Annotated in this window: 20 protein-coding genes; all 20 read left to right on the forward strand. The window is 43.5% G+C overall.

Annotated elements, in window-relative coordinates:
* The first annotated feature begins 5 nt into the window (after positions 1-5).
* The 20 genes from flgG to KO533_RS17950 all read left to right on the forward strand — a co-directional run bounded on the left by flgG (position 6) and on the right by KO533_RS17950 (position 16,620).
* Positions 6-791, forward strand: coding sequence for a flagellar basal-body rod protein FlgG (gene flgG, locus KO533_RS17855; RefSeq protein ID WP_006083393.1), 786 nt, complete (start codon positions 6-8; stop codon positions 789-791).
* A 10-nt stretch (positions 792-801) separates the two neighbouring features.
* Positions 802-1,464, forward strand: a complete 663-nt coding sequence (gene flgH, locus KO533_RS17860; RefSeq protein ID WP_219255435.1) for a flagellar basal body L-ring protein FlgH — start codon at positions 802-804, stop codon at positions 1,462-1,464.
* A gap of 14 nt (positions 1,465-1,478) precedes the next feature.
* Entirely contained in the window at positions 1,479-2,591 is a 1,113-nt protein-coding gene (locus KO533_RS17865; RefSeq protein ID WP_113940820.1) for a flagellar basal body P-ring protein FlgI, read from the forward strand.
* Positions 2,591-2,998: a rod-binding protein gene (locus KO533_RS17870; protein WP_113940819.1), complete on the forward strand. Its 408-nt coding sequence runs from the start codon at positions 2,591-2,593 to the stop codon at positions 2,996-2,998. The genes KO533_RS17865 and KO533_RS17870 overlap by 1 nt, the downstream gene beginning before the upstream one ends.
* The gene (flgK, locus tag KO533_RS17875) at positions 2,995-4,368 is read left to right on the forward strand and encodes a flagellar hook-associated protein FlgK (protein ID WP_113940818.1); all 1,374 of its coding nucleotides are present in this window, start codon (positions 2,995-2,997) and stop codon (positions 4,366-4,368) included. Before KO533_RS17870 ends, flgK begins: the two co-directional genes overlap by 4 nt.
* An 11-nt stretch (positions 4,369-4,379) precedes the next feature.
* Positions 4,380-5,297, forward strand: coding sequence for a flagellar hook-associated protein FlgL (flgL, locus tag KO533_RS17880; RefSeq protein WP_219255437.1), 918 nt, complete (start codon positions 4,380-4,382; stop codon positions 5,295-5,297).
* A 12-nt stretch (positions 5,298-5,309) separates the two neighbouring features.
* Entirely contained in the window at positions 5,310-6,323 is a 1,014-nt protein-coding gene (locus KO533_RS17885) for a hypothetical protein (RefSeq protein WP_219255439.1), read from the forward strand.
* Positions 6,324-6,467: 144 nt separating this feature from the next.
* Positions 6,468-7,280, forward strand: a complete 813-nt coding sequence (locus KO533_RS17890; RefSeq protein WP_006083386.1) for a flagellin — start codon at positions 6,468-6,470, stop codon at positions 7,278-7,280.
* 216 nt (positions 7,281-7,496) lie between these two features.
* Entirely contained in the window at positions 7,497-8,300 is an 804-nt protein-coding gene (locus KO533_RS17895; protein WP_113940815.1) for a flagellin, read from the forward strand.
* 220 nt (positions 8,301-8,520) lie between these two features.
* Positions 8,521-9,339 (forward strand): flagellin, encoded by an 819-nt coding sequence (locus KO533_RS17900; RefSeq protein WP_113940814.1) that lies wholly within the window; start codon positions 8,521-8,523, stop codon positions 9,337-9,339.
* Positions 9,340-9,641: 302 nt separating this feature from the next.
* Positions 9,642-10,988, forward strand: coding sequence for a flagellar filament capping protein FliD (fliD, locus tag KO533_RS17905; protein ID WP_113940813.1), 1,347 nt, complete (start codon positions 9,642-9,644; stop codon positions 10,986-10,988).
* Positions 10,989-11,001: 13 nt separating this feature from the next.
* On the forward strand, positions 11,002-11,382 hold the full coding sequence (fliS, locus tag KO533_RS17910) for a flagellar export chaperone FliS (protein WP_113940812.1): 381 nt from the start codon (positions 11,002-11,004) through the stop codon (positions 11,380-11,382).
* Positions 11,351-11,677 carry a hypothetical protein gene (locus KO533_RS17915; protein ID WP_219255441.1) on the forward strand — a complete coding sequence of 109 codons (327 nt, stop codon included), beginning with the start codon at positions 11,351-11,353 and terminating at the stop codon, positions 11,675-11,677. The genes fliS and KO533_RS17915 overlap by 32 nt, the downstream gene beginning before the upstream one ends.
* On the forward strand, positions 11,667-12,842 hold the full coding sequence (locus tag KO533_RS17920) for a flagellar hook-length control protein FliK (protein ID WP_219255442.1): 1,176 nt from the start codon (positions 11,667-11,669) through the stop codon (positions 12,840-12,842). The genes KO533_RS17915 and KO533_RS17920 overlap by 11 nt, the downstream gene beginning before the upstream one ends.
* A 16-nt stretch (positions 12,843-12,858) precedes the next feature.
* Positions 12,859-13,326 (forward strand): flagellar basal body-associated FliL family protein, encoded by a 468-nt coding sequence (locus KO533_RS17925; RefSeq protein ID WP_198573110.1) that lies wholly within the window; start codon positions 12,859-12,861, stop codon positions 13,324-13,326.
* An 11-nt stretch (positions 13,327-13,337) separates the two neighbouring features.
* Complete coding sequence (locus KO533_RS17930; protein WP_113940808.1) at positions 13,338-14,054, forward strand: RNA polymerase sigma factor FliA; 717 nt, start codon at positions 13,338-13,340, stop codon at positions 14,052-14,054.
* A gap of 23 nt (positions 14,055-14,077) precedes the next feature.
* Positions 14,078-14,935 carry a flagellar motor stator protein MotA gene (motA, locus tag KO533_RS17935; protein WP_113940807.1) on the forward strand — a complete coding sequence of 286 codons (858 nt, stop codon included), beginning with the start codon at positions 14,078-14,080 and terminating at the stop codon, positions 14,933-14,935.
* Positions 14,935-15,855 carry a flagellar motor protein MotB gene (locus KO533_RS17940; RefSeq protein WP_219255444.1) on the forward strand — a complete coding sequence of 307 codons (921 nt, stop codon included), beginning with the start codon at positions 14,935-14,937 and terminating at the stop codon, positions 15,853-15,855. Before motA ends, KO533_RS17940 begins: the two co-directional genes overlap by 1 nt.
* Before the next feature lie 34 nt (positions 15,856-15,889).
* Positions 15,890-16,324 carry a pilus assembly protein PilZ gene (locus KO533_RS17945; protein ID WP_113940805.1) on the forward strand — a complete coding sequence of 145 codons (435 nt, stop codon included), beginning with the start codon at positions 15,890-15,892 and terminating at the stop codon, positions 16,322-16,324.
* An 8-nt stretch (positions 16,325-16,332) separates the two neighbouring features.
* Complete coding sequence (locus KO533_RS17950; RefSeq protein WP_113940804.1) at positions 16,333-16,620, forward strand: hypothetical protein; 288 nt, start codon at positions 16,333-16,335, stop codon at positions 16,618-16,620.
* Positions 16,621-16,638 lie beyond the last annotated feature (18 nt).

Genomic DNA, 16,638 nt, shown 5'->3' on the forward strand with positions numbered 1-16,638 from the left:
TTGGTATGCAATCAGCGTTATGGGTAAGTAAAACCGGCCTAACAGCACAAGATACGAAAATGACTGCGATTGCCAACAACTTGGCAAACGTGAATACCACTGGTTTTAAGCGTGACCGTGTTGCGTTTAATGATCTGTTTTATCAGGTTCAACGTCAGCCAGGTGGACAGGTTGATGCACTGAATAATCTGCCATCGGGTCTGCAATTAGGTGCAGGAACGAGAGTCGTTGGTACTCAAAAAATATTCACTACTGGGGATATGCAAAATACCAGTCAGCAGTTGGATTTAGCGATCGAAGGTCATGGTTTTTTCCAAGTAGAAGAGCCAAATGGCGATCTTGCTTATACCCGTGACGGTCAGTTTTATCGCAGTAGTGAAGGCATGATGGTCACGTCACAAGGTTTACCTTTAGTGCCCAATATCGTGATCCCTGAAGATGCGCTAACCGTTACCATTGCTAACGATGGTGTTGTCACAGCGAAAATGGCGGGTGAAGCTGAACCTCAAGATTTAGGTCAAATCACGCTTGTTAACTTTACTAATCCAGCAGGGTTAGAAGCTCGAGGTGACAACCTTTACCGTGAAACGGCGGCATCGGGTGTGGCGGTTGAAGGTGTGGCGGGTGATCAAGCTTTAGGTGCTTTAAGACAGGGTGCGCTAGAGGGCGCAAACGTCAACGTGGTGGAAGAAATGGTCGAAATGATTTCCACGCAGAGAGCATATGAGATGAATGCCAAAGTTGTGTCAGCCTCAGACGATATGCTCAAGTTCCTCAATCAATCGGTTTAGAGAGGCAATCATGCGTTGGTTATGGTTTTTATGGCTTGCACTGTTATCGGGTTGTATGTCGCATATTCCAGATAAGGAGACTAAACCTGGCACTAAAGAGTGGGCACCGCCTGAGATTGACTACAGCCTGCCAGATGCAAAGGATGGCAGTCTTTATCGTCCCGGTTTCATGTTGACACTTTTTAAGGATAAACGTGCTTTCCGTGAGGGCGATATTTTAACCGTCGCGTTAGATGAAAAAACCTATTCGAGTAAGAAAGCGGATACCAAGACCAACAAAGAACAAGATATGGGTATGGGACTTGCGGGCAATATTGGTGATAAAACGGCCAATGCTGACGGTAAAACCTCTTTTTCGAGAGGGTTTAATGGTGCAGGCTCAAGTACACAGCAAAACCAGTTATCAGGTTCAATCACTGTAACTGTTTCTAAGGTTTTACCTAATGGTACCTTGTTGATACGTGGTGAAAAATGGCTGCGATTGAATCAGGGCGATGAGTATTTACGCTTACTTGGCATTATACGTGCTGATGATATAGGTAATGACAATACGATATCGTCGCAACGTATTGCCGATGCCCGAATTATCTATGGTGGTCAAGGTGCCATTGCCGACAGTAATGCTATGGGATGGGCTTCTCGCTATTTCAATAGTCCATGGTTCCCGCTCTAGCAAAGGATATTTTGATGCTACGTTGTTTATTATTGTTACTTTTGGCTACTGGTACACTGCAAGCGGAAGAGCAAAGCCGCTACTTGATGGATATTGTCGATGTGCAAGGTCTGCGTGATAACCAACTCGTGGGTTATGGCTTAGTCGTCGGATTAAATGGAACGGGTGACCGCTCTCAAGTTAAATTTACCAGTCAATCTGTCGTCAATATGCTTAAACAGTTTGGTGTACAGATTGATGATAAAACCGATCCTAAGTTAAAGAACGTCGCCGCTGTTGCTGTGCATGCGACTATTACTTCTCTGGCGAGCCCAGGACAATCCTTAGATGTGACGGTTTCATCCCTTGGTGATGCAAAAAGTCTTCAGGGCGGAACCTTATTAATGACGCCTCTTAGGGCTGTCGATGGTGAGGTTTACGCGGTAGCGCAGGGCAACTTAGTGGTTGGCGGTATTTCTGCCGCCGGTCGTAATGGATCATCTGTGACTGTGAATGTGCCAACTGTTGGCACTATCCCCAATGGTGCCTTACTTGAGGCACCAATCAAAAGTAACTTTAGTGATAATGAAGACATCATATTAAACCTTAAGGATCCTAACTTTAAAACCGCCCGAAATATCGAACGGGCTGTGAATGAACTATTTGGCCCCGATGTTGCACGTGCGCAAGATCATGCCAAGGTTCTGATACACGCGCCTAAGTCGAATCGAGAGCGTGTGACTTTTATGTCAATGCTTGAAGAACTCAAGATTGACCAAGGCCGACGTTCACCTCGAATCGTGTTTAATAGTCGTACTGGCACTGTGGTATTAGGGGGAGATGTTGTGGTTCGTAAAGCCGCTGTGAGCCATGGCAATCTGACAGTGACTATTGTTGAACGGGAAAACGTGAGCCAGCCTAATGGCGCTTATCTTGGTAATGCCGCAGGGGAAACCGTGGTGACTAATGATAGCCAAGTATTAGTCGAGCAAGGTAACAAACGTATGTTTGTTTGGCCCGAGGGCACGGCAATTGAAGAAATCGTGCGTGCCGTAAATAGCTTAGGTGCGACACCAATGGACTTGATGGCAATTTTAGAAGCTTTGGCGGAAGCGGGCTCTTTAGAAGCTGATTTGGTGGTGATTTAATGAAAGTTGAAAATACGGGCGGTTACTTAAATAAGCTGAATGCCGATGATTTGATTAAGGCGAATGGCGAGCAAGGTGCACTTAAATTAGTCAGTCAACAATTTGAGGCGCAGTTCTTGCAAACGGTACTTAAGCAAATGCGCTCAGCCACCGACGCTATGGCCGATGAAGATAATCCTTTAACTTCCAAAAGCAATAATGGCCTTTATCAAGATTTACATGATGCGGAATTGGCAAGTCGTTTAAGCCAAGTCAATGGTATGGGCTTGGCTGACGTGATGACTAAGCAGCTATCACGTTCATTTCAGTCTGAGAAAGATCCGGTCGCCTTTGATCCTCAACAGATGACAACAACAGCGATGCAGCCTGCACTTATTATGCGGCCCGTTGTGAAGGATTTTAAATGAGCATGTTGAACATTGGTAAGTCTGGCTTATTGGCAAGCATGGCCGCATTGAATGCAACCTCAAATAACGTTGCTAATGCTATGGTTGCAGGCTATTCACGTCAGCAGGTGATGTTAAGTTCGGTTGGTGGCGGTGCTTATGGCTCCGGCGCGGGCGTGTTTGTTGATGGTGTTAGACGGATCTCTGATCAATACGAAGTCGCGCAGTTATGGCAAACAACGAGTGCTGTTGGTTTTTCTAAAGTGCAAAGTAGTTATTTGCGTCAGGCTGAACAAGTATTTGGTGCCGAAGGGAATAATATCTCAAAAGGCCTAGATCAATTATTCGCCGCCCTTAATTCATCTATGGAACAACCTAATCTCATTGCCTATCGACAAGGTGTACTTAATGAGGCTAAGGCCGTTGCCCAAAGAGTGAATGCAATCAACGACAATATTGATTCGCAACGTAATCAGATCAATGGACAGCTTGGTTCATCCGTAAAAGAGATCAACTCACAACTAAATATTATTGCCAGTTTCAACCGCGACATTCAGGCGGCGAGTGTGACAGGAACGATTCCCCCTGCACTGCAAGATAGTCGAGATGCTGCGATTGATGACTTAGCGGCGATTTTAGATATTCGGGTTGTTGAAGATAGCCAAGGCATGGTCAATATCTCGCTGGCCCGAGGTGAGCCGCTATTGACGGGAAATACTGCTGCTAAGTTAACGAGTAATCCCGATCCTACTAATCCTAAGAACGATTTGGTGACTATCCAATTTGGTGCTAGCCAGTTTAATGTTGATGAAACCGCTGGTGGCAGTTTAGGTGCCTTGCTTACGTACCGTGATGTACAGCTCGCGGATTCGCAACAGTACATAGATGAGTTAGCGGTCATGTTAGCGACCGAGTTTAATTCTATTCTTGCTTCTGGCACTGACTTAAATGGTGCGACACCGTCACAGGATTTATTTACTTATCAAGCTAATAACCCAGGAGGAAGCTTATCTCTAACGGCCGGTTTTACGCCTGATAAACTTGCCTTTGGTAAAGATGGCACCCAAGGCGATAACGCAAATTTAAAAGCTTTAGTACAGCTAGCGAATAAAGAGCTGAGTTTTACTAGCCTTGGCAGTAATACAAGCTTAGCGGAATCCTTTTCCAGTAAGGTTGGCCAGTTAGGTTCTGCTTCTCGCCAAGCGATTTCATTTGCTAAAACCAGTGTAGATTTGCAAAAAGATGCGCAGTCCCAATGGGCGAGTACCAGTGGTGTAAATCCCGATGAAGAAGGGATTAATTTGATCATCTATCAGCAGTCATATATGGCGAATGCGAAGGTGATTTCCACCGCAGATCAACTGTTTCAAACTATGCTTAGTAGCTTTTAAGGACTTTATTCATGCGTGTAACAATGCAAAATTTATACACTAACAATTTAAACAGTTTGCAGAACACGACCTATGATGTGGCACGTTTGAATCAAATGCTCTCTAAAGGTGTCTCAATACTATCGCCTTCGGATGATCCTATTGGTGTTGTTCGGGTAATGGATAACCAACGCGATTTAGCACTAGTACAGCAATACATTAAAAATATCGATTCCTTAAGTACCAATATGAGCCGTGCTGAAACCTATTTATCCAGCATGGTTGAGACGCAGCAGCGGATGAAGGAAATCAGTATTGCGACTAATAGTTCGAATCTCTCTAAAGAGGATAGAGCATCCTATGCTTCTGAAATGGAAGAACTCTTAAAGGGGTTAGTGGATAATATTAACGCCACCGATGAGTCGGGTAATTATCTCTTTTCCGGTAATGCGATTGAGAAAGCTGCGGTAGTTAAGGATGCGGCTGGGCGATACGTCTACCAAGGTGATGCTAGCGAGAGAACGGTACAAACGTCTAACTCTTCATGGACTACGGCTAATGTCACCGCCGAAAAAGTCTTGTTCTCCAATGCTGGTCAAGATATTTTAAATCAAGCAATGGACTATATTAACGTATTAAATGATCCAAGCTTATCACCAAGCGATCCTGCTTTTAGTGCAGCCGCGAGTGGAATACAAACAGCGTTAAGTGAAACCTTAGATAGCATAGGTGCGGCTATTACCGATTTTGGTGGCAAACAAAATAATCTCGCTTTAGTTAAAAGCTCCCATGAAGAAATGGTGTTGTTTAGTAAACAAGTGATAGGTGAAACGCAGGAACTCGATTATGCCGCAGCCACTGCCGAGTTCAATGTCAAATTAACCGCATTAAAAATTACCCAGCAAACTTTTGTACAGATAAGCCAGCTGTCCCTTTTCAATCATATGTAGGTAATGAGTTAAATGATCAAAGGGATAGGTGAGTCACTTAGTCAGTTACGTCAAAGTCAGACGGTAACGTCTCATTATGTTGCTCCGATATCAGGTGCGCCCCGCAGTGCACCGAAAGCGAGGCCCATACCTAAGCATAGATTGGAAGCCTACGGACGTTGGGCCAAGGTGACTCAAGAGCAACATAATATTAGTGCATCACAAGTGGTGTTACAGAGCTTGATTTCTGCCAAGAGTATCCTAGGTCAACTGAACAAACAGCTACAAACCTGCTTGTTCAGTAAACACACAGTTGTTGAAGATGCATTACATAAAGCGGAGGAGTGTCGAAGACAATTAATCGAGATTAGGCCTTATTACCAAGGAAAGCGTTTACTCGATCATCACTTGAATTTGATTTCAGCATCCCAGCCTGCGGCATTACATTTTTTTAGGTACCGACGAGTCGATCTCACATCACCTAAGAACCGCGATGAGCGGATTACGCTTTTTACAGAGAAGCAAACATTGCATTTGCTTTTGCCTGCCAATAAAAATCGCTTAGAGCTACAAGATATCATAGAGCCTGTTTTAGCTTCGATTGGGATAAGTATCGACCGCTTATCGACCAATGACACAGTGTTTACAGCACCGCATGAGACTTGGAGGAAGCTCAATGGGGGGATTTTAATGGTCGGCGAAGGGCAAAGGTTGCCCGCGGGTGAGCCGAGGAATATACCATTAGAAGAGAAATTTAGTTGGCAGGATCCCCGTGAATGGAATTTTACGGATACTGAAAAGTTAAAAATGACATTGGCTAAAGTGTCAAAGGTAGATAAAAAAGTCACAGTGCAAATTGATGATATTAAAGCATCCCACCGCTTACTGCTGGTGAAGGTTAAGCAATTGACCGCATCTAGTCAGCCCAAATTTGAACTCCAGCATTTGCATAAATTTATGCAACCCTATCCTTTTGCCTATCAAGTAACATCTTTGATGGCGCAGGGAAATACGAACCGCGAACAGGTTAGCGCTCTGCTGCTCTAATTTTTGAAGCAAACCCTAAGTGTGATTATTTAATTTTTGAAAATAAGCTATTTGGCTTCAGTGATGAGCTTTTCATGTCGCCTTAATGAGTTATGCCTGGATTCAGGCCTAACCAAAACAATCGTTATTTTCTGGAGAACTACTATGTTAGGTGTTCATACTAATTACGCTTCAATCGTTGCGCAGGGTGCTGTAAATAAAAGCAATAACCTTTTAACTAATGCTATGGAGCGTTTGTCGACTGGTTTACGTATTAATAGTGCATCTGATGATGCTGCTGGTCTGCAAATTGCTAACCGCATGAGCGCTAACGTAAAAGGTATGGAAACGGCTTCACGCAATATTTCTGATGCGACCTCTATGCTACAAACCGCTGATGGTGCGTTAGAAGAATTAACGACCATTGCTAATCGCCAGAAAGAATTGGCTACTCAAGCCTCTAACGGCGTTAACTCTGCGGCTGATTTAACGGCATTAAATGATGAGTTCACGCAATTGAACGCCGAAATAACGCGTATTGTAGAAAATACTACTTATGCCGGTAATAAATTATTCGATACTGGTGTATTGACCTCTGGTACGGGCGTGAAATTTCAAATTGGCGCCGGAACAACGGAAACAATGGATGTTAAATTAGGCGCAATTCCTAAAACTGTCGCAGGTACTTTAACAGGTGGTACCGCCAATGCTGCGATTGCCCTTGTGGATACCTTCTTAGCCGCTGTGGGTACTGAGCGTTCTACCTTAGGTGCCAACATTAACCGTCTTGGCCATACTGCCGCTAACTTAGCGAGCGTTACCGAAAACACTAAAGCCGCTGCAGGCCGTATTATGGATGCCGACTTTGCGGTTGAATCTGCCAATATGACCCGCAATCAATTATTAGTTCAAGCAGGTACAACGGTACTGTCTTCAGCTAACCAAAATACGGGTTTAGTGATGGGCTTACTGCGCTAATGTTATTCAATTAGTCAGTGTTAGTTTTAATGCCAGTAAGCTTAGCTTGCTGGCATTTTTTTATGGTGTGCATGCCATTTCAGTCTAGTTTTTACAGTGCTATACACTCTATTTTTTAAATATCGATTTTAGTTGTGGGCTTGTGTAGTCGCTTTAGTTAGTTATGCCTGAACTCAGGTCTAACCCAAATGCTCGTTATTTAATGGAGAACTACATATGTTAGGTGTTCACACTAATTACGCTTCAATCGTTGCTCAAGGTGCTGTTAACAAAAGCAATAACCTATTGACTAATGCAATGGAGCGTTTATCGACAGGTTTACGTATCAATAGCGCATCTGATGATGCTGCTGGTTTGCAAATTGCTAACCGCATGAGCGCTAACGTTAAAGGTATGGAAACCGCTTCACGTAATATTTCTGATGCGACCTCTATGCTACAAACTGCTGATGGTGCGTTAGAAGAATTAACGACCATTGCTAATCGCCAGAAAGAACTCGCCACTCAAGCGGCAAACGGTGTGAACTCTGCTGATGATTTAACGGCTCTGAATGATGAGTTTACTCAATTAAACACCGAAATTACCCGTATTCTCGATAATACAACTTATGCCGGTAATAACTTATTCACCAAGTTGGAGGCTGGTGTTACCTTCCAAATTGGTGCCGGAACGGGTGAAAAATTGGTTGTTACAACAACAGCCATAGATGATGCTGCGCTGGCGGCTGGTGATTTAACTACTGGCGCGAATGCGGCAATTGCCCTTGTTGATACTTTCATCGCAGCAGTCGGTACAGAACGTTCTACACTAGGCGCCAACATTAACCGTCTTGGACATACTGCAGCTAACCTTGCCAGTGTGACTGAAAATACCAAAGCTGCCGCTGGACGTATTATGGATGCCGATTTCGCGGTTGAATCTGCCAATATGACCCGCAATCAATTATTAGTTCAAGCGGGTACAACGGTACTGTCTTCTGCTAACCAAAATACAGGTTTAGTGATGGGGCTACTGCGTTAATTACGCCGAGTTGAGTTAGTTTTAAGTGCCAGTAAGCTTAGCTTGCTGGCATTTTTTATGGCGTTTTGTGGATGCCATTTAAGTCTGTTTTTATAGAGGTGATCCCATCTATTTTTAAATAAGTTTTAGTTTTGCGCTGTTGCTGTCGCCTTACTTAGTTATGGAGCTATACCGGGATTCAGGCATAGCCAAGATAACTGTTTTTTCTAGGAGAGCTGATATGTTAGGTGTTCACACTAATTACGCGTCAATTGTTGCACAAGGTGCTGTTAATAAAAGCAATAATCTATTAACTAATGCTATGGAGCGTTTGTCGACGGGTTTACGTATCAATAGCGCATCTGATGATGCAGCGGGTTTGCAAATTGCTAACCGCATGAGTGCTAACGTAAAGGGCATGGAAACGGCTTCACGCAATATTTCTGATGCGACCTCTATGCTGCAAACCGCTGATGGTGCGTTAGAAGAATTAACGACTATTGCTAACCGCCAGAAAGAATTGGCGACTCAAGCATCAAACGGCGTTAACTCTACAGCAGATTTAAAAGCGTTGGATGATGAATTTAAGCAATTAAATGCAGAAATTACCCGGATTGTAGAAAATACAACCTATGCGGGTAATAACTTATTTAAAGATGCTACTGATGGTGTACTCGTCAAAGGTGTGACCTTTCAGATTGGCTCGGATGGAGCAGAGCAAATGTCAGTTACCTTAGGTGCTATTGATAAGACAGTTACTGGTGATTTGTTGACTTCTGCAGCCGCCAATACGGCTATCGGGGCTGTTGATACCTTCTTGGCGAAAGTGGGGACAGAACGTTCAACCTTAGGTGCCAACATTAACCGTCTTGGCCATACTGCGGCTAACCTTGCCAGCGTAACTGAAAATACTAAAGCCGCTGCCGGCCGTATTATGGATGCCGATTTCGCGGTTGAATCTGCCAATATGACACGTAATCAATTATTAGTTCAGGCGGGTACAACGGTACTGTCTTCAGCTAACCAGAACACGGGTTTAGTCATGGGTCTATTGCGTTAATGCTATTGGGCAAGTGATGTTATTGGTCACGGCTAAAATGCCAGTTAGTTGCGCTGACTGGCATTTTTATTTTAGCCACGGTTTATGTATTGGTCGGTAGTCGCTAAACCCGAGATTGAAACCTATAAGGTTCATGTTTTAGTGGGTAATTTTCGATAACACAAAGTGGAAGATGGTTTTCCTGTTTAAGTGTTCATGCGGAAGTATTTAGCTGTGTTTGGGCCAGTTAATTATTTAATTTTCTTTAAAAACAGTGACTTGTTTTTGGCATGCGTTTTGCTCTAGAACGAGTGGAGGTAGTCATGATTTCAGGTATGAATGCAGCACAATTTGCTCAGCAACTGATTGGCGCAGACCGCGCAGGTAAAGATACGCTTTACAAAGGCAAGCTAACTGCCAGCAAAACACAGTTAGATGCCTATACATTGCTCGAAAATAATATGAAGAAGATGGCCACTAAGCTGAGTGAAATGGGTGGCGATGCAGCTAAAGGCAAAATTGCTACGGTTACGGGCGAGAATGCGACCGCGACAGTTAAATCTGATGCGCCTAAGGGCAACTATGATTTGAGTGTGCATAAACTTGCGCAAGCGCATCAACTGACTAAAGCCTATTCCTCTGAAAGTGAATTGTTGCCAACGTCGGGCATTATCAGTATTCAAGTCGGTAGTGATCCGACTAAGCGTATGGAAATTGATTTGGCAACGGTTAATGGCGGTGCGGCTATTTCTGTGTCTCAGTTACGCGATGTGATCAATAAACAAGTGGGTAATCCTGGTGTACAAGCGTCATTAGTGCGCACAGGTAACCAAATCGAATTTATGCTGTCTTCAAAGGAATCGGGTGTCGCGAATCAAGTGAAGGTAGAGTTTAACGGTGCCGATTGGGGCATGACAGAACGTCGTGCAGCACAAGATGCGGAACTCACATTAAACGGTATCAGTATTACCAGCAGTAGTAACTATCTAGAAAATGTTGTTGATGGTGTCAGCCTCGAATTAGTCAAGGTGCATGCGGCTGGTGAAAGCAGCATGATTAAAGTCACAGACGATTTTGAAGCGAATAAGAAAGCGGTTAAGGATTTTGTCGATTCATTTAATTCTTTAATGACGCAAATTAATCAATTAACTCGTTCTATGGGCGTTAAGACCTCTGACTCTGGCTCTTCCGATAAAGATAAGGAAGACAAAACCACTGCAGTGAGTGAAGCGCAAATTGGTGTGTTGAAGGGGGATACCTCTATTCGCCTTCTCCAGTCTAAATTACGTGATTCTGTATTTGCAACGGCTGCTAACGGCATGCGTTTGTCTGATATCGGGATTGAGATTGGACGAGACGGAAAACTAAAAATTGATGATGCTAAGCTGACCGATAGCTTTAAAAGTGATCCAGAAAAAGTACAAGCCATGTTTACTGGTCCTGACAGTTATATCAAAAGCATAGAAAAGACCCTAAAACCTTTTACACAGTTCAATGGCTATATCGATCAAAAGCAGGAAGCGCTAAATAAGCAGATTAAAAGTGTGAATGACAGTATGGCGCGCCATGATTATCAAATGAATCAAAAGTATCAGATTTATTTAACCCAGTTTACGGCAATGGAATCCACCATTAATCAGTTTAATTCCGCAAGTCAGTTGTTTTCATAGGAAGCAGTAAAAAATGTTAAATGAGTACGATCCATTTAATGCCTACAAGCAAACCGCTTTAGATGCACAAGTAGCGGCAGCAACAACCCATGACATGGTGCGTATGTTACTTGATGGTTTATTGGAAGAACTAGAGCGGACCGCTGGCCATATGGAATACCAAAGGTTTGAGGCGAAAGGAATGAGTATCCATAAGTGCCTTAATATCGTGCATGGCTTGGACTCTATGCTTGACCTTGAAAATGGTGGTGAGGTTGCCGTGAGTTTACATCGTCTCTATGACTTTTGTAGCCGTCAGCTTGTCAGCGCCAGTGTCGAAAACAGTGCTGAAGCGCTAGTTCCAGTGACTCAGGTGATTACGAATGTCAGAGAAGGATGGACAAATCTCAATTAAGCAGTGGGCGCGTTTTGCGAATGCTTTACGCCAATATGCAGATGCTCAGGATTGGGAAAGCGTCCGAAAAGTGAACATCGCTTTGATCAAAGCACTGCAACAGGCTGGTGAGGCTCATGATATTGAGCAGAAATTAGCACGTGCAGAATTAAAGCGGGTTCATTCCCAAGTGCTACAAGAGTTGATCTTGGCTCGTGATGAATTAGCTGCTGAAATGGGCCGCTTTAAGGCGCAACAACCAGGTTTAGCCGCCTATCAATTAACACAAGTAAGTGGAGCTTTGGATGATATCTGATCTTCTTTCAACTCGTCCTGTTGGCACAAATACCAGCTTGACGACTAAAGTGGCAAGTGCAGTTGATCAAGATAAATCAGAGTCATTTACCTTGTTGGGGTTGCCAGTCGGATTGTCTGCAGCACCTCTCCCGTTAGAGGGAGCTCTGTGGACTCAGAATGCCGAACATACTTTAGAAAGAGATGTTGATACTCTTTCAAATCAATATTTTAATAGCAATTTATCTGACTCAGTATCTTTTGTTCCTGTTGTACCAGTATTGTCTCAGCCACTGTTAAATACTGAGATCAACTCAGCGCCTATTATTCAAGATGGCTTAGCCGCCACGCCTCAGGCTAGTCTCGTTTCACCGACTGCTGTCGCGCCGTTTGTTCCTGTGATTTTTCCTGCGGAAACTGTTAAAGCGGATCCGATAGGTCGAACTCCTGCGTCTTTAATTGGGCTCTCAGCCACAGAGCAACGAGGAATCCTATTTAGCTCAGGGATGACCTCATCTATGGCTCTTACAGGAAGTCGTACTCAGCCTGTGGGCATGAGTGGCGAATCCTTGAAAATGAGCGGCGTATTTACGCAGGATTCAACGCTGGCAACTTTCTCTGGGGATTTTGAGCATTTGAAATCTGACTCGTCAGTGTTTCAGCGTGTGTTGGCAGAACTTAGGGGGCATGAAGTTAAAGATATAAATGCGATAGGATCTCAGCAGGTTGCGGGTACGCAGGCTGCAAGTGCTACTCAATGGGGCCCTGTATCTCTCACTCCCATGGCTTCTTTAGCGCAGCACTCTCAGGAGATCCTTACTCCCTTAAGAGAGCATCTTCGTTTCCAAGTCGATCAACACATTAAGAAAGCCGAATTAAGGTTAGATCCGCCAGAACTCGGCAAGATTGAGCTCAATATTCGTTTAGAGGGCGATCGTTTACAGGTGCAAATGCATGCAGTAAATCCGGCAATTCGAGATGCATTACTCAATGGTTTAGATCGTTTGAGAGTGGATTTGGCAATGGATCATGGCGGTCAAATTGATGTCGATATTGGCCAAGGAGAATCGCAACAGCATCAACAGGAAACTGCATTATTCTCCTCGTCGATAGCGGCTGAAACTACAACGGATAATGTAGTCGATGTGATGGCGAGAGAGAAATCCCAATTAGATTTATTGGCTTAGGTGCCGGAGTCGTTTCATGGCAATTTTAAAATCTCGTTTAGTAAAGGTAATTTTAGCGTTACTTGTGCTCATTAGTTCGACCGCAGGTGCATTTTGGATTGGGACAAGTAGTGGAGATTGGAAGCTCGCAGAGCTTTTTGCATCGGAACCCGAAGTCGAACCTGTACCTGTGGCAAAGTTTTACCCCTTAGAAAAGTTTGTCATATCGATTCCTGGGGATAAGTATCCCCATTACATGCTGCTTGAAATGTCATTAAAAAGCCGTAATCCCAATATGAAAACGGTGTTGCTGGAGTCAGATCCACTTATACGAAACGCTATGATGAAGATGTTCTCACGTAAAACATTTGAGCAGTTGAACCACTTAGATCAGCTTGACAGTTTACAATCAGAGGCGTTGATATTGATGGTTAAAGTGCTGTCAGATAACCAATTACCGTCAGATATTGATGAAGTACTCTTTACTCGCATGGTGATCCAGTAAGAGGCCTTATCATGACAGCAGCAGGCCAACTCGCATATCAACAAACCTGTGATTATCCAGTCGAAGAGCGTCAATCTGAACAACAGATTATTCGACAATACTTGCCATTAATCAAACGTATAGTCTCGCAGATGCGCAGTCACTGCGGCGTGATGTTATCCCTCGAGGATATGGAGCAAATTGGCATGATGGCCTTGCTTGAGTCATCACGTCGGTATCCTGGCGAGCTGGATAATGGATTTATTTCCTTCGCAGGGCAACGTATTCGCGGTGCCATACTCGACGAGTTGAGGCGGCAGGATTGGCGCCCTAGGCCTGTTAGACAGCAGGCCCATGAGCTTAATGATGTAGTTAGACGTTTGAGTCGAGAGATGGGACGTGAACCAAGCGATCTTGAAGTGGCCAGTGCGCTTGGGCTTAGCGCGGAGGATTATCGGGAACGTTTATACTCGACGCAAGCAGAGTCGATGAAAAGCTTAGATGAGTTGCTATTGGGCGGTGATCATCCAGTAGATAGAAGCAATGATGTTGAGCGGTTAATGCTGAAGCAAACTTTGATCAAAGTTATTTCAAAATTAAATGAAAGAGAACAGCTAATTCTGTCGCTTTACTATCATCATGAGCTGAATTTAAAAGAGATAGCTATGGCATTGGGATTGACTGAAACGCGTATTTGCCAGCTGCATAAATCAGCTATTTCACAGTTAAAAACAATATTGCAGCGCTAAAGTTTAAAAGTGAGAAGATCGTAATGAGTAAACTAGTTGGGCTGTTAATCATTTTAGCTTCTGTGTTTGGTGGATATGTTTGGGCGGGTGGAGCTTTGTCTGCATTGTGGCAGCCTGCTGAAATTTTAATCATTATGGGGGCCGGAGTTGGAGCGCTTATTATTGCTAACCCACAATCAGTATTAAAAGAAATGCTTGAGCAGTTAAAAGAATTATTTAATAAGGGCAAAGAAGATCCTGAATTATATCCTCAGTTATTTCCTTTGATGGGCACTTTAATGGCTCAGATCCAATCTCAAGGCTTAAAAGTGCTCGATGAACATTTAGAAAATCCTCATCAGAGCTCTATTTTTCTAATGTACCCAGCCGTGCTCAATCACCCAAATGTTTTACAGTTTTTAATTGATAACTTACGAGTGCAGTCTATTGGGAAAATATCTCCCCATGACTTAGAGCATATCCTAGAAGAAGAAATTCATCGTATAGAAGAGGACAGATTACGGCCATCGGAAGCTTTTAGTAAGGTGGGAGAGGCTATGCCTGGCTTTGGTATTTTAGCTGCTGTACTCGGTATTATCATTACTATGTCTAATATTGATGGCCCAATTACTATGATTGGTGTCAAAGTTGCCGCGGCATTAGTCGGTACATTTATTGGTATTTTCGCGTGTTATTGTTTCTTTGACCCAATGTCAAAGGCATTAGAACATCTAGTTGATCGCAAATCGGCACAGCTTCGGTGCATAGCCGCTATTTTAGTGACCTTTTCAAAAGGTAAACCACCAATGATGGCTATTGATGCGGGACGGAAACAAATACAAAGTGAAAATCGTCCTTCATTTATCGAGTTAGAACGTTGGATGGAAGGGCAGAGAAGCTAATGCTCCATAAAAATGAGCCGATTATTATCAAGCGGCGAAAGCGAGGAAAGCGTAATCATGGGCATGGTGGTGCGTGGAAAGTCGCTTTTGCCGATTTCACGCTTGCCATGATGGCGCTCTTTATGGTGCTGTGGATCATGCAAATCGCTGATCAAAAAGAGCGAACCATGATAGTGCAGTATTTACGTGGAGATATGAATCCCACTGGTCCAATGAATCCATTTGAGCTAAGTCAGTCATCTTCAATTATTGATTTAGAAGGTAATATGTCTATTGCCCCTCCAATCATACCTTCCAATTCTATGCCTAGAGGTTCAGAGTCAGAAGGATTAGATGAAGGTGCGCTCATCCCCGGGCAATTTGATACTCAGGCGCAATTAACTGTGCTCGCCAGAGAATTGAATCGAGTCGTGCAAAGCTCAAGTATGGCTGAAAATATTGCCGTGACGATTGTGCCTCAAGGCATACGCATCTTAATTCACGATAATGTGAATCAATTTATGTTTACGCGGGGCAGTGCACAGATGCAGCCCTATTTTGAAGAATTACTTTTATCTTTAGGGCCTATTTTAAAAAATATAACTAATAGCATGGTTATTTCTGGTCATACGGATTCAACGCCTTATGCGGGCAGTTTATTTACCAATTGGGAATTATCGAGTGAAAGAGCACTATTAGCACGAAGAGTGCTTGAGCGTGGCGGTGTTAAACGCGATCAGGTTATTCAGGTGACGGGTATGGCTGATCAGGTTCCTTACATCACTTCGGATACTGCTGCGGCGGCTAATCGTCGGATTGAGGCGCTTATTTTAACCTCCTCTGCTGAACAGTTATTAAGAGGCATGATTGGCGCTCCGATCGATACAGTCCCAAGTGGCGTTACAATCAACGAAATTAAGCGCCAAGCAAACACTCGCTAGTGTTAATACCCGCTCTCATTTGTTAGGGATGACTATGAATCTGTATGAAGAGTTTGTACATTCTGAGGATGAAGTTGAAGCGACCCCTGAGTATCAGATTATTGAATTTGATAATCGTCGAACTCATCAAAGATTTAGCCTGAGACGAAATAAAAGAGCGCCACTCGCATTTGCATGCGATGGCCTGACAGTAAATTTATCAACAACTCGCTGGTTTGTTATTACGCCGATTGGAACTGCAAATATAAAAGATATTAGCATTGGCGGTGTTGGGATTTTGTGCAATGAACCACTGCCAGTAGGGAGGAGATTCTATATTGAACTTGAGCAAACACGAGTCTTATGTGAGGTAACTCGAGAACACACGATTAAAGGTCGATTGAAGTTCTTAGGCGCTCGCTGGATTTATCGTGATAAAGCTGAAGTCCAGAACTTGATTGATGCAATTAGACTACGGGCGAAAATATAGGATATGCAATGGCTGCATCTTTTCATCGAAACGGCTCGGATAAATTACAGAAGGTCTTTCTGTATCTTATTCTGCTGAATTGGCTATTGCTTATTATTGTTGCACTCAATATGAATACATTACGCTTTAGCCATGGTGTTATGATTTCAATTATGATTTTTATCTATAATTATTTTCTGGCTCATTTATGTTTTATTCGTGCTGCCAGAGCGCAAGATGCTTATCTCATTTACCCAGTGGTTATTGGCGCACTCAGCTCCTTTTTCCTCGTTGTTTATTTCTTCTTTTTACTCTAAATCCCCTGCCTATAAAAA

The organism is Shewanella sp. NKUCC05_KAH (assembly GCF_019345585.1).
Lineage (GTDB): Bacteria > Pseudomonadota > Gammaproteobacteria > Enterobacterales > Shewanellaceae > Shewanella > Shewanella oncorhynchi.